The 13828-nt window shown below is 39.1% G+C and carries 11 protein-coding genes, 1 other RNA gene and 2 pseudogenes; 9 read left to right on the top strand and 5 right to left on the bottom strand.

What is annotated here, in order from left to right; translation table 11 throughout:
* Positions 1–61 precede the first annotated feature (61 nt).
* Positions 62–158: signal recognition particle sRNA small type (gene ffs / locus PN838_RS06105), an RNA gene on the top strand.
* 169 nt (positions 159–327) lie between these two features.
* Here the strand turns inward: ffs and PN838_RS06100 are convergent.
* Positions 328–663, bottom strand: coding sequence for a hypothetical protein (locus PN838_RS06100; RefSeq protein ID WP_272180041.1), 336 nt, complete (start codon positions 661–663; stop codon positions 328–330).
* Entirely contained in the window at positions 633–1295 is a 663-nt protein-coding gene (locus tag PN838_RS06095; protein ID WP_272180040.1) for a hypothetical protein, read from the bottom strand. Before PN838_RS06095 ends, PN838_RS06100 begins: the two co-directional genes overlap by 31 nt.
* Before the next feature lie 226 nt (positions 1296–1521).
* Between PN838_RS06095 and PN838_RS06090 the strand changes: the two are divergent.
* A pseudogene (locus PN838_RS06090) lies at positions 1522–2094 on the top strand (Gfo/Idh/MocA family oxidoreductase); the annotation flags it as partial.
* Positions 2095–2153: 59 nt separating this feature from the next.
* Complete coding sequence (locus tag PN838_RS06085; protein ID WP_272180039.1) at positions 2154–2546, top strand: Gfo/Idh/MocA family oxidoreductase; 393 nt, start codon at positions 2154–2156, stop codon at positions 2544–2546.
* A 123-nt stretch (positions 2547–2669) separates the two neighbouring features.
* Here PN838_RS06085 and PN838_RS06080 read toward each other — a convergent pair.
* From PN838_RS06080 to PN838_RS06070, 3 genes and pseudogenes are all read right to left on the bottom strand, one after another.
* A pseudogene (locus PN838_RS06080) lies at positions 2670–5761 on the bottom strand (efflux RND transporter permease subunit).
* A gap of 82 nt (positions 5762–5843) precedes the next feature.
* Positions 5844–6395: an efflux RND transporter periplasmic adaptor subunit gene (locus tag PN838_RS06075; protein ID WP_272180038.1), complete on the bottom strand. Its 552-nt coding sequence runs from the start codon at positions 6393–6395 to the stop codon at positions 5844–5846.
* Complete coding sequence (locus PN838_RS06070) at positions 6392–6817, bottom strand: efflux RND transporter periplasmic adaptor subunit (protein WP_272180037.1); 426 nt, start codon at positions 6815–6817, stop codon at positions 6392–6394. The genes PN838_RS06075 and PN838_RS06070 overlap by 4 nt, the downstream gene beginning before the upstream one ends.
* Positions 6818–7246: 429 nt before the next feature.
* Between PN838_RS06070 and PN838_RS06065 the strand changes: the two genes are divergently transcribed.
* The 6 genes from PN838_RS06065 to PN838_RS06040 all read left to right on the top strand — a co-directional run bounded on the left by PN838_RS06065 (position 7247) and on the right by PN838_RS06040 (position 13822).
* The gene (locus PN838_RS06065) at positions 7247–8296 is read left to right on the top strand and encodes a CNNM domain-containing protein (RefSeq protein WP_272180036.1); all 1050 of its coding nucleotides are present in this window, start codon (positions 7247–7249) and stop codon (positions 8294–8296) included.
* 568 nt (positions 8297–8864) lie between these two features.
* Positions 8865–9653, top strand: a complete 789-nt coding sequence (locus tag PN838_RS06060; protein ID WP_272180035.1) for a hypothetical protein — start codon at positions 8865–8867, stop codon at positions 9651–9653.
* Between the two features lie 108 nt (positions 9654–9761).
* Positions 9762–10343 carry a nitrogen regulation protein NR(II) gene (locus PN838_RS06055; RefSeq protein ID WP_272180034.1) on the top strand — a complete coding sequence of 194 codons (582 nt, stop codon included), beginning with the start codon at positions 9762–9764 and terminating at the stop codon, positions 10341–10343.
* Positions 10321–10869, top strand: a complete 549-nt coding sequence (locus PN838_RS06050) for a sensor histidine kinase (protein ID WP_272180033.1) — start codon at positions 10321–10323, stop codon at positions 10867–10869. Before PN838_RS06055 ends, PN838_RS06050 begins: the two co-directional genes overlap by 23 nt.
* Positions 10870–10954: 85 nt before the next feature.
* Complete coding sequence (locus PN838_RS06045) at positions 10955–12178, top strand: response regulator (protein ID WP_272180032.1); 1224 nt, start codon at positions 10955–10957, stop codon at positions 12176–12178.
* A gap of 171 nt (positions 12179–12349) precedes the next feature.
* Complete coding sequence (locus PN838_RS06040) at positions 12350–13822, top strand: alpha/beta fold hydrolase (protein ID WP_272180031.1); 1473 nt, start codon at positions 12350–12352, stop codon at positions 13820–13822.
* Positions 13823–13828 lie beyond the last annotated feature (6 nt).

Genomic DNA, 13828 nt, shown 5'->3' with positions numbered 1-13828 from the left:
GTAATAATGCGCGCCGCTTACCAATGTTAACAATTGGATAGGCAAGTTGTTATGGTAACTCCATTGGTTCTCTCGCAACGATAACTGGTTTACTTGGTCAGGCCCGGAAGGGAGCAGCCAAGGCTAGTGACTCGTGTGCCGGGATGTGGCTGGTGGAGTTGCCACCCAATCCTATTTTATTCAAGACATCCTCCTTATTTTCTGTTTTTCATCTTCGACTATTAAGTTTAATTCGTTTAGATTCAATCGTATCTCCATAGAATTCGACATATCCTTTTTGGCAATGCCAAAAGCGAATTTATTACTTCTGTTATCAATACTCTAAAATCAATTAACCTGTGCTTTTTCTGAGCGGCTTTTCATAAGTTCTAATAAAGATGAGTGAAAATCCCCAAATATAAATTCACCCCAAATTCTTGAATAAATACCGAAGTTGGTATTGTCTCTTATGGTTGTCGATAGTGTTAATTGACTTTTTCCATTGGGTAAAGGCGTAATCTGGTAGAAACCTGTAAGCGGGGCAAAGTATTCGCCACCTATCTTGACATGTTTGTCTAACGCATCATTTGGGATCAAGTCTGGATCTATTTCAAACCGATAGGCCATTTTTTTATTTTCAGTCCATTCAGTGATCACTTCTTTGAAAACGACGTTTTTTCCCAAGTGCTTGTTCTTACACTGCCGACGGTTTGACCGGACATGTCGGCAGAAATTGGCGATGGAACTCCTATTAAAGCAGTAAATGAAAACGGTAATTCGTCTGGAAAAATGTGGTTTACATTTCCTAATTTCGCCCAAATTTTACTGGGGAACGCATCTATAATTATCGAATTGGATACTTCGTACGTTGAGGTCATACTAAGGTAATTATTTTCAAGTGGGGCGATGAATAACGGGAGTACAACAACGCAGGATAGTGTGTTGTTATGGTGATGAAATTTTTGTCGCACAAAACCCGCCGCCATACCGCCTAAACTCGCACTAAACATAAATGCAGGTGTCGCTATTAATACACAGATACTGCCTTCCAATAATGTGATGACACTGACTAAAAGGCATATAAATATTGGTTGCCAAGCAATAGTGGCCATTTGCTGATAACGAATATTCTTATTTTGATTTAACTCAAAATGAACTCTTATAAATCCAATAATAAAAGGCACGAGAAATAAAAAGGATAAAGAGACTAAACCACCGAATTTTTGAAGCGCGTCAAATTCTAAAACAACTCTAAAAAGGATGCCATAAAATGTACCTAGGATTATGCCTATATGTTTTGGTTTAAAGTGTGCCATCAATTTCCTTTTACGTAGATTAAGCAATTATATTAATTCCTTTGTTCATCTTATTAAATAACAAAAGCGACGATAAATTGCGATAACAACACATGTTTTTTACGCGGAGAGTTTTAAGCTTATTTTCCTAGTGAGTAATGTTTTAATAAAAATTCAAAAGCCATGCATGTTAACCTTGTATTTGTGTTGGTTTATTTATGAATAATTATGTACAGGTGAATTATAGATGATTAAAGTTGGTGTTGTTGGTTATGGATATTCCGCTAAGACCTTTCACATTCCGCTGATCCAATCCTCCGATCTATTTGAATTTTCAGTTATTAGTAGCTCGCAGAAAAGTTTGATTGAACAGACCTTTCCCGGTGTTACCGTTTTTGAGTCGGCCTATGACTTGATAACTCATGGTGACATTGAACTAGCCATAATAACGGCACCAAATGATGTGCATTATGCATTGGCTAAGTGTTGTTTGGAAAATGGAATTCATGTTGTTGTTGAAAAACCAATGGTGACCACAAGTATTGCAGCAGAAGCGCTTGTTGAACTCGCCAAATCTCGTTCTTTACTATTGTCTGTTTTTCACAATAGACGTTGGGATGGCGACTTTCTAACCGTTAAAAGCTTGCTTGCGAATGAGCAGGTTGGAGATGTTCGTTTGTTTGAATCTCGCTATGACCGTTTTCGACCAACGGTGCGACAACGATGGCGAGAACAGCCGGGGCCGGGAGCGGGCATATGGTTTGATTTAGGCGCTCATTTAGTTGATCAAGCAATCAGCCTTTTTGGATTACCGAACGCGCTGACAGCTCGTTGTTTGTGCCTTAGAGAGGGGCTAAAACGACGGACTACTTCCACGTTTTGTTGCACTATAAAAACCTTGAAGTCGTATTACATGGTAGCTCGTTTTCGGCTGCGCCAAATCAGCGTTTTCGTGTTGAAGGTACCAAAGGGAGCTTTGTTAAATCTGGTTTTGATCCACAAGAAGCGCAATTAAAAAATGGTCTTAGACCAACAGACAGCAACTATGGGGTTGAGTCTCCAGAACAGTTTGGATGTGTTTATACTGAAGAATCAACCGAAGTCATCTCAACGAAAGTGGGCTGTTACCAACGATATTATACAGGCATTGCAAACGCGATTAGAGTCGGTGGCGACAACCCTGTTCATCCAGAAGGCGTGGTCAATGTGCTCAAAATACTTGAGTTAGCGGAGAAAAGCAGTCTAATTGGCAAAACGCTAAAGTTAGAATAAATAAAACGACGCAACACAATTAACAAATTTTAACCGCTAAATTTTAACCTCCAAATAATAGGCGAGACGTAGATACAAAAAGGAGCTGAATTCAGCTCCTTTTTAATTTTTTATTAGAGAGTATTAGGACTTTTTTAACTCTTCTTGTCGTTTTATTTCGTTACTAATTGCCAATGGTGAACCGGTATTTTTCGCAATCCAATAATAGGCCATCGGGATTACGTATAATGTCAAGATGGTTGAAAATGCAACGCCAAAGAATATCACCACACCAATAACAGAACGGCTCTCAGCACCCGCTCCTGAGGCGACCATTAGTGGTACCGCACTCATAATTGTTGAAAAAGACGTCATGATAATAGGTCTAAGACGTTGTTTTGATGCTTGGATAAGAGACTCTTTAAATACACCACCTTTGTCTCGCAGTTGGTTGGTAAACTCAACTATCAAAATTCCATTTTTGGCGGCTAACCCTATCAACATTACGAGACCTATTTGACTGTATATGTTAAGTGTCATTCCGGTGAATTTGAGCCCCAACATTGCACCCAGTGCGGCCAATGGAACCGCCAACATAATAACTAATGGGTGAATAAAGCTTTCAAATTGCGCGGCTAATATTAAATAAGTGACTACCATCGCCATTAACATAACAAAAGCGATAGAGCTGCCAGATTCTTTAAACAACGACGACTGCCCTTTGTAATCGATATTTACGCTACCCGTGATATTGTCTTTAACCACTTTATTTAAGAAGTCGAGCGCTTGGCCAAGGGTATAACCGTCAGCCAAATTGGCCTCAATTGTTATTGAGCGCATACGGTTATATCGGTTTAACTGACTCGCGGTTGCTTCTTCATTTACTTCAACTAAATTCGATAGTGGGATCAGTTGCTGTGTTGTTGCAGAACGTACATATAAGCCGTCAAGGTCTGACGGGCTATTAAAGGCTTCGTCACGTCCTTCAAGCAGTACATTATACTCTTCGCCGCGTTCAATGTAGGTTGTTGCTCTGCGCTGACCTAACATTGCTTCTAAGGTACTACCGATGTCAGATACTGAAACCCCTAAGTCTGATGCACGTTCAGTGTTTATGTTGATCAACAACTGCGGCAAGGTCTCTTTATAGTCACTGTCAAGACGCAGTAAATTTGGGTTTTACGTGCTTCCGCTAAGATGATGTCGCGCCATTTAGCGAGTTCATCGTAGGTATCGCCTTGAATAACAAACTGAACAGGACTGCCTAAACCGCGCCCACCTAAGCCGCTTCGCATCATAGCAAAGGCTCTAATATCGGTTAAACCTTGTAATTCCTGAGAAATTTCGTTCATGACTTGGCTGGTCGATTTAGTGCGCTCTTCCCAATCAGGCATGCCGATAATTGCGATACCTGCACTGCCACCAAAACCCGGGGTTCTGACGATTACTCGATTTAAGTCGCCACGGTCGTAATAGGCCAGTAAGCGTTCTTCAACTAATTCCGTATTTTTTAGGTTGTTTTCGTAACTTGCGCCTTCAGCTCCACGAACCATGACAAAAAAGTTGCCTCTGTCTTCTTTTGGTGCCAGCTCTTGAGGGATCGTTTGGAATAAGCCAACCATAATTGCAATTGCTAACGACATGATCACTAACAACCCAAACTTGTTGCTCACAGTCGAGTTGAGTTGGTTTTCGTAGCGGTTCTCTAATTTAGAAAAACCATTGTCGAGCCAACGGCCAAACTTAGACGCACGCTTTTTACGTCGCAGTATTTTCGAACATAACATCGGCGATAGGGTGAGTGCTGCGATACTGGAGAATATCACCGCAGCGGCGACGGTAATGGCAAATTCGACAAAAAGCCGGCCAATATCCCCTCCAAAAAGACCAATGGAATAAATACTGAAACCAATACTAAGGTTGTTGCTATTACGGCAAAACCGACTTCTCTTGCGCCGTTATAGGCTGCGAGTAGAGGGGACTCTCCGGATTCAATTCGGCGATAGATATTTTCTAGGACAACAATAGAGTCATCAACAACCAGTCCAATAGCCAAGACCAATGCCAACAGCGTTAATAAATTGATTGAAAAGTCTAGCATTAACAACACGGTAAATGTGGCAACTAAGGCGACTGGAACGGTTATCGCTGGGATAAATGTGGCTCGCACATCCCCCAAAAACAAATAGATAACCAGAACAACTAGAGCAATGGCTATTGCGAGCGTGCTGTATACTTCTTCGATAGATTTGGCGATAAAAACGGAAGAGTCGTAGGAGTCGGAAATTTGTGTGCCTTCCGGTAATGTTTCCTGTAACTGTTTTAATGCTGCTCGGGCGTCACGCACTACATCTAAGGTATTTGCTTTAGATTGTTTGATTATGCCTAAACCAACCATGTCTTTGCCATTACCACGGAAAGCATTTTCGTCATCTTCTGCGGTCAGTTCAACCTCAGTGACATCACCTAATCGAATAAGATAACCATCATCGCCGCGACCAACCACTAAGGTCTTATACTGCTCTGGTGTTTTATAAGAGCGCTCGATTCGAACATTAAAGGTTCGGTCTGTGGATTTAACTTCGCCGGCAGGCAGTTCTACGTTTTCTTTTCGAAGTGTGTTCTCAATATCTGCAACGGTGACATTTCGCGCTGCCATTGCGTCTCGGTCTAACCAAACTTTCATCGAATAATCACGGCCTCCACCTAAGCGAACCCGCGCAACGCCATCAACAATTGCGATACGGTCAACCACGTATCGTTTGGCGTAGTCAGTTAATTCTAAGTTGTTCATAGTGGTTGAATTCATAACAAACTAAGGCAATTACGTCTTCGTCGTCGTTAGCTTTAAATACTTCCGGCGGTAACGCTTGGTCAGGGAGGTTGTTAAGTGCTCGGGAAACACGTTCACGAACGTCATTCGCCGCTGAGTCAATATTACGTGTTGTTTTAAATTCTATAGTGATCTGAGAGCGACCATTACGAGATGTTGAATTGATATTTTTAATCCCTTCAATCCCAGAAATACGGCTTTCCAGTATTTGTGTTATTTTACTTTCAATTATTTCAGACGATGCGCTAAGGATAAGATGTACTCACCGAAACAATTGGCGGATCGATATCTGGATATTGACGTAACGACAGCATAAAAAAGCAACAATACCAAAGGTCACCAGCAGCATATTAACAACCGTCGCAAAGACGGGGCGCTTAACTGAAATATCGGATAGCAACATAACTTACCCCTTAACTGCCGGTTTTATAGTGGTTACCTGTGCACCGTCTCGAACTTTTATCACGCCTTTAGAAATAACAGTTTCACCCACTTCTAATCCAGACAAAATTTCTACAACGCCTTAGTTTTCTGCGGCCGGTTTCAACTAATGTGCGATGTACAACATTATCAATAACTTTGTATACGTAGTGGGCTTCGTTTATTGGAATAATTGACGATTCAGGAACGGTTATCGATTCTATCGATTTTGTTTCAACTGATAGTTGCAATAACATACCTGCACGAAGTTTTTCTTCTTTATTTGGAAATAACGCTCGGACTTTAAACGAACGTGTTGCTTTGTCTAAACGTGAGGCAATACTTGAAATTTTGCCGTTGAAAGGCTTTCCATAAGCTATATTTGTGGCAAATACGGGTTGTCCAACTGCGACACGATTTAAAAAACGTTCAGGTAACTGAAACTCAACCTTAATTTGCGTTAGGTCGTCCAATGTTGTGATTTCAGTATCGGTTGTTAATAATTGCCCTGGGCTAATTTCGCGTAAGCCTAATTTGCCGTCAAATGGCGCGTAGATAAATTTCTCAGATAACTTGATTTCAGCAACAGACAATTGCGCAGAGGTTGTTTCCATCATGCTTTTTGGCTGTCTATTGCACTTTCTGCCGGTGCACTGCTTTTTTCGATGTCTAATAAACGCTGCAATTGGCGAGTTTGTTCTGCTAGCTTAATTTCTAACTCTTTTAAGTTTGCAAGTTCTTCACCATGTTCTAAGGTCGTTATAAGTTGACCTTTAACAACAGTATCACCGTCTTCAAAATGCACCGCTTTTACTCGGTCGGTGCTTTGCGATGTTAAAATAATGGATTCATTGGCCTGTGTTGTGCCTAATGCGATGATTTCATCTTTTAGCAATGTTTTGGAGACGAGCGCCGTTTCAACGACCGCCGCTTGACCACTTCCGTTATTGCTGTTGGATAAAGCTGTTGCCGGCCAATACACATATGCCAGCATGCCAACTAATAACAGTACAATCCAAGTAACCGGAGTTTTAAACATTTTTTTACCTATAAATTTATATTCAACATTAAAGTGGAAATACAATCCGCTATTTGGAATTATAATAGCAATACTTAGATGATCTAAATATGTAGTTAAGCACGTTAAAGTTGCGATTTAACGCTTATTTTACCTTTCTTTTTGTATTTAAATACCGATTGGTACATATTTAAGAAATAATTGGGTAAGTATTAGTTTATTTAGAATAAAAAACCATAGTTTTACTTGGGTATTTGCATTGGCCAATTTTGACTTGCTGACAAATCCAATCCCTTTTATTAGGTTTCGCAATTAATCAACGACGCAGCAATTGAAACTTGAAAAACTTGACCTATATATGTAGTAGTGAAGATGTAGTAGTGAAGATCAATTGTGAATATCGTTGGGGAATAAAATTCGCCCTTATTAACCTGTACAAAGGAGTGTTTAATGTTTTTGTTATTGTTGTTTGCAACGATTGCAATTGTGGTCTCGTTTATTTGTTCGATTATGGAAGCTGTTTTACTTAGTATTACACCAGCTTATATTGCGTCTTTCCAAAATCCTAAAATTGCAAAGCGAATGAATAATCTAAATCAGCATGTAGATAAACCTCTATCTGCAATTTTAACCTTAAACACTATTGCCCACACCGCAGGCGCAGCAGGGGTCGGGGCCCAAGCATCTCATTTATATGGCGACTCTGCGATTGGTATCGCATCCGCAATTATGACCCTATTTGTTTTGGTCTTTTCTGAAATTATTCCTAAAACTGTTGGGGCAAATTATTGGCGACAATTGGCACCGACGGTGAGTTTAGTTTTAGTTAATTTAGTTTGGTTACTCAAACCCTTTGTTTGGATGTCAGAACTTGTTACCAAGTTATTTAAACAGGATAATGACGAGAGTCTTTATATGCGTTCTGAAATTGAAGCGATGGCCAAGCTTGGTTTGCAAGCTGGGGCACTGCATAAAGGAGAGTCCGACATAATTCAAAGTTTGTTAAATTTTAGAGATTTAACAATAAGAAAAGTCATGACACCAAGATCTCTGTTATTTAAATTACACAAAGACACAACAGTAGAAGAATATTGCAAATTACACGGCTCAGTTCCTTACTCCAGAATCCTTGTGTTTGATAAAGACCCAGATGACATTATTGGTTACGTTTTAAAAACCGATGTTATGTTAGCAAATAGCCGAGTAAAACCTGACTACCGAATATCAAAACTGGTAACGTCAATTTTAACGGTTTCACAAACTCTAAGTTTGCCTTTGCTATTCAACAAATTGCTGACACAAAGAGCGCATATTTCTTTGGTTGTGGACGAATACGGTGAGGTGCAAGGGATTGTTACATTGGAAGATGTTATTGAAGCATTGTTACAGGTATCCATACTTGATGAGCGCGATGTTGAATCAACAACCGCTGCAGAAGCTGAAACCACGGTAACTGAGAAAGAACCAGAAATCCCTACTACAACCCCTAAAGAGAGTTGATCTCAATTCACTAAACGAGTTCTCATTACGCCTTGTAAATCAATGTTAATACCAATTTCGTTGAACAGGTAAAACAAACTGTTTTATCTGTTCTTTAGTTTGACCATTTACCGGTAAAAATTGTTGTCATTAAACGCTAAATTACGACTAGAAATTGGATTAATGACACAGAATAGTAAAACTCTACAGTTAATATAACCAACTAGATCTGTAAACATAATTTAATTTACATCTACCGATTGTGGTAAGTCGAATAGCCCGCTATATCTAAAAAATAATTGAAAATATATTCGTTTCATATAACTTGTAATAACGTACTTGTTGATGGCTTAATGCGACAAATAGCACTAATTTAACGTCAATATTTGGCAATGTTTATTTAATGCACAAGCAAAGCGCAGTCGCTTGAAAGGGAAATCATGATTTTTAGTCAAATGTCATTCTTAAAAAATATGCAATTGCCTTTCGTATTTGTCATTTTTTAGGTGTTGTATTATTTGTCATTGATGCTCAAGACGAGAAGCAAATTCGATTAACAAATGACAACCTTGCTTCGTCATTACAAGAAGTGGTTAAAGAACAACGAAATACCTTGACCCGATTTATTGATACCAATAATAAACACTTACAGTTTTTAGCAGATATGCCGCCAGTTTTAGGTATTCATCGGGCCATAGAAAACAACGGAGTCGACCCTGATAGCGGTAACGACGTCAATATTTTCAAGTCTCATCTCGGTAAAATATTTACATCTTTGATAAATAATTATTCAAATGTTTTTCAAGTCAGAATGATTGACGCACATAGTGGTGATGAACTCGTCAGAGTTGACAAATATAATAATAAAATTATTGAGGTTAAAGGCGCTAAATTACAAAACAAGCGCGAGACTGATTATTTTGTTGAAACAAATAAACTGGCAGAACGTGGAATTTATATTTCAGAAATTAATTTGAATCGAGAAAATGGGGCTATTGAATTCCCAATTAGACCAACAATTCGATTTTCTACGCCGCTCTATGATGAAAAAAATAGCAAATTTGCCATATTAGTAATTAACGTTTCACCCGTTGAACTTTTTTCTGAATTACACGCAATAAGTCAAAACAAAGGTGCGCAATTTTCATTGTTAGATGAAGTCGGGAATATCGTTACACATGTCCAACAAGAATATGCATTTTCTAAAGATTTAAATCCTACTCTAAACTGGCAAAACCGTTATGAAATAAGCCCATGGCAGATCCTCGTTTTTACTCTTACAGAGAGTTATCATCGAATCGTTTATATTACGGTGCCGCGACAGAGGTGCATATTTCTCCTAAGGTCTACGGTGGGGCAACTCAATTTACTTTTGTAAACTATCTGAGTGAGACATCATATAGTCATACCCTGACGACCAATAGACAGTCTCAATTGTTGTATTTAGTTGTTGTTTTGTTGGTATTTGTTATCACAAGTTTGATTTTTGGTTTTATCTTCGCAACGTTGCCGCTTTGAAAAAACGCGTACCGAATTTGAAGCTATTTTCCAAGGAGCGTCAGATGGCATTATTGCGATAGATACCAAACTTAATATTATTAGTTTCAACTACGCGGCAACATACTTTTTTAAAGACTTAAGGCATGTTAGCGGTGAGTTGAAGCTCACCGATCTTAAAGATGTTAATTCAGACATGATCAATGAATTGCAATTGGTGACCAAAATTAACAACGGAGTTTCCCATACTGTCATTGAGGTTGAAGGAGTAACGCTGCGCATAGCTACGTCGCCTATCTTAACTGAAGGTAAAAACTTGCTTGGTCGAGCGTTGTTTATTCAAGATATTTCGGCTCAGAAAACATTTGAAGTTGAAGTTAAAAAGATCAATGCCTCGTTAGAAGAACAAATACAAGCGCGCACACAGGAACTAGAAAATGAACGAAAGAAAGCAGTAGATGCATCGTCAATAAAAAGTGCCTTTGTATCAAACATCAGTCACGAAATGCGAACCCCTAAACGGTATATTGGGCGCGTTAAATTTGGTGATGAGGGAAAAACACACCAGTAAAGTTAAAATTTTACTGACGATGATGGAAACCAGTGCAAAATCCTTATCCAATTTGATCAGCGACGTTTTGGATTTATCAAAAATCGAAGCGCGAAAACTTGAGCTAAAAATGGATAGCTTTAATCCGATTCAAACTATTGAAGAAGTTGTAAATGCGTTTTCACCGCAGGCTCATAAAAAGGAACTCGAATTAGGCGTCGACGTTACTGGCGTTAAGTATAACGAATTGTATTGTGATGAAAGTCGATTTACGCAGATATTTAATAATCTACTCGATAATGCGGTGAAATTTACTGTTAACGGTGGCGTCTATATAACTGCGAAAACGGAAGAAATTAATAATGAAATTAGATTGATTGTAGATATCACCGACACTGGAATTGGGATTGATGAAGAAGCACAGTCACAATTGTTCCAAGCATTTATGCAATCTGAGCATGTGAAGTCAAACCATATAGGTGGGACGGGATTAGGTCTTTCAATTAGTCATCGACTTTGCCAATTATTGGGGGGAAGTAACGTTTGAATCGACAAAAGACAAAGGCAGTACATTCCGTTTTTATATTTCATCGGCTGTCGCTAGTAGTCATAAATTACCGGATATTGCACTTTTGTCGGGCAAATCATTTAGAGTTGATTTAAGTCATCAATTTTTTACTAACAAATGGCGTAACATTGTCACTATGTTAGGCGGTTCCGTTTTAAGCGACATGACTGATGAGCTAGATAGTCGTATTAATGTTGACAACAGGGCAAACGGAGAACCGAGCTCAACTGAAAGTCAGGATCCTGACTACTATATTGTGGATAAACAACACTCTAAGTATGCCGAGGTGATTAAAGCACCAAGCAAGCTTGCGAAGTGTATTGTTTTATCCAAACATTCAGAACCAAATACACAAATAGATGGGGTATTTGGTTATCTCGGACGACCAACTAAATTGATTTCGTTTATTGAGCTATTTGATACTGACCACAAATTTCGAGATATATTCCATTCCCCTGAGAAAGCGACTCACGAAAACACTTTAGACTTTCCAGTTTTAGCAGGGAAACACGTTTTAGTTGTTGACGATAATAATATCAATGTCGAAATTGCGAGTCACCTTTTGAAAATAGTGAAAGCGAAGGTCCAAACGGCAGTCAACGGACTCGATGCGATTAATGTCCTCAATAGGTTGCGTAGTGAAGGACTGAAGATTGATCTAATTCTTATGGATTGCCAGATGCCAGAAATGGATGGTTATGAATCAACAAGTCGGATCCGTTCTGGTGAAGCAGGACTCGAATTCGCTGAAGTCCCAATTGTTGCCTTAACCGCGAACGCAATGTCGGGTGAGCGAACAAAATGTATTGATGTCGGCATGAACGAATATTTGACCAAACCTATTGTAGCCAAGAAATTATTTTCAACCTTGTCTGAGGTGCTACGTAATTCAACTGTACCAAGTAAGCCGACTCTAAAAACTATTGAAGATAATGACATTGAAAACCAAGACACTAAACGTTTTGATAAAGAAAGTGCGTTGGCACGGGTGATGGGTGAAGAAACATTGCTTAAAGAGTTATTGGCTTTGTTTATTGAGCAAACTCGTCTCGATATTGAAGGTTTGTTTGAATTATTGGAGCAAAAAGACTTTATTCAAATAAGCCATGTTTGCCACGCATTAAAAGGTGCGGCGAGTAATATTGGCGCTAATAAATTAAATGCAATTTGCTTTAAACTGGAACTGGCATCTGGGTCAACTGATATTTCAAATTGCCTAGAGTTGATGCAAGAGTTAAACGATGAATATGTTGCATTTAAGTCAACAATTGAACACGAACTTAAATAATTTTTTTGAATGTGAAAAATAAATATATAGGTCGTTATTTAAATTGGCCGTAACATCTTGTTGCCAATTAAGTGGCAAGCAAACTTAACTTTTTCTTTGTAAAGTCGACTAACCTAGTTAAAGTGTCCAGTTATAAATCGTTCAAATATATAGAGAACATGGAGTCAAAAAATGAAAATCACCAATTTTGGTTGGTTAATCTTAGTTTGCACTGCGCTTGGAGTTAACACCAAAACATATGCAGCGCCATCCGATGCAACATTAACGTTAGTTGATTGTTTTGTCCCTAAAATTAAAAGCAAAGCTAAATGTGGCACCTTAGATGTGGCAGAAGACCGCAGTAAGCCGATGTCTGAAACAAATAAAGTTGTGCTTAACATTGTTTTATTGCCTAAGTTCAAAGAGGAAAGTAAAGAGTATCCTCTTATGTTTCTTGCTGGTGGCCCTGGACAAGCAGCTACTGAGTTAGCCCCGGCAATCGATCGTTTCTTGAGTGATACCCGTCAACAACATGACATATTGTTTATTGATCAACGTGGCACAGGGAAGTCGAATCCATTAAGTTGTGACGACGATTTAATAGACGCATTGGCTTTAGATGACAGTGCCATTAGTATTCAAAAAGACGTCGAAAAATGTCTGAAAGAAATGCCACCACGACATCTGCCAAGTTACAACACATATGATTCGATAAAAGATTTTGAAGCAGTGCGTGAGGCGCTAGGATTTGACAAAGTTCATTTACTTGGCGGGTCATACGGCACACGAGCGGGGTTTGCCTATCTAAAATTATTCCCACAATCAATAGAGACAGCAATATTGGACAGTAATGCGCCAATGGAACTTGTCATTGGGATGTTTGGTAAAACCTCTGAACGCGCATTTGACATGTTGTTAGCTGATTGCTCAACGAATGAAAAATGCCAAACAGCGTTCCCAAATTTAAAACAAGACTATCTATCCTTAGTTGCACAGTTAGACAAAGGACCTATTAAGCATAAAACGTTTCATCCGGCAACGGGGAAGCCTGTTGAAGCCATTTTATCTAAAAACAAAGTTACTGAAGCAATGCGTAGCACTTTGTATGACTTAGGTTCAAGACAGATGTTGCCTTACATGATAAATCGAGCGGCTAATGGCGACCTACGTTTTCTTACAGCCTTTATTGGTCGTACTGTCGACTCAGAGCGTTCCGCTGGTGGGATGTATCCAGGTTTAACAATGAATATTTTGTGTAATGAAGATATTCCAAGAGGGAAGACAGAAGCCTTTGATGCAGATGCAGACAACTACTTTAATGGTAAATTAGGGCATTCTAATTTTACCGATGTTTGTCAATATTGGCCGAAATGGCCAGCACCGGTCGATTTTGCTGAACCTGTAACAGCCGATGTACCCGTCTTACTGTTTTCTGGTAGTTATGACCCCGTAACGCCGCCGGCCTATGGCGAAATGGCATTGAAAAATTTACCAAATGCAAAACATGTCGAAATCAAAAACGGCGCTCATGTTGCTTCCATTAGGCAATGTACATCTCTTATCTCTGCGTTTATTAGCGTTGGAAAATTTGATGACTTGGATTATAGCTGTGCTGATAAATCAGTACCTATGATGTTTTTTACTGACATGAATCAACTGCACTAGGAGATA

The organism is Psychrosphaera algicola (assembly GCF_028401425.1).
Classification (GTDB): domain Bacteria; phylum Pseudomonadota; class Gammaproteobacteria; order Enterobacterales; family Alteromonadaceae; genus Psychrosphaera; species Psychrosphaera algicola.
Note: the sequence above shows the minus strand (reverse complement) of the source record. Positions and strands in the feature narration are given on the sequence as shown.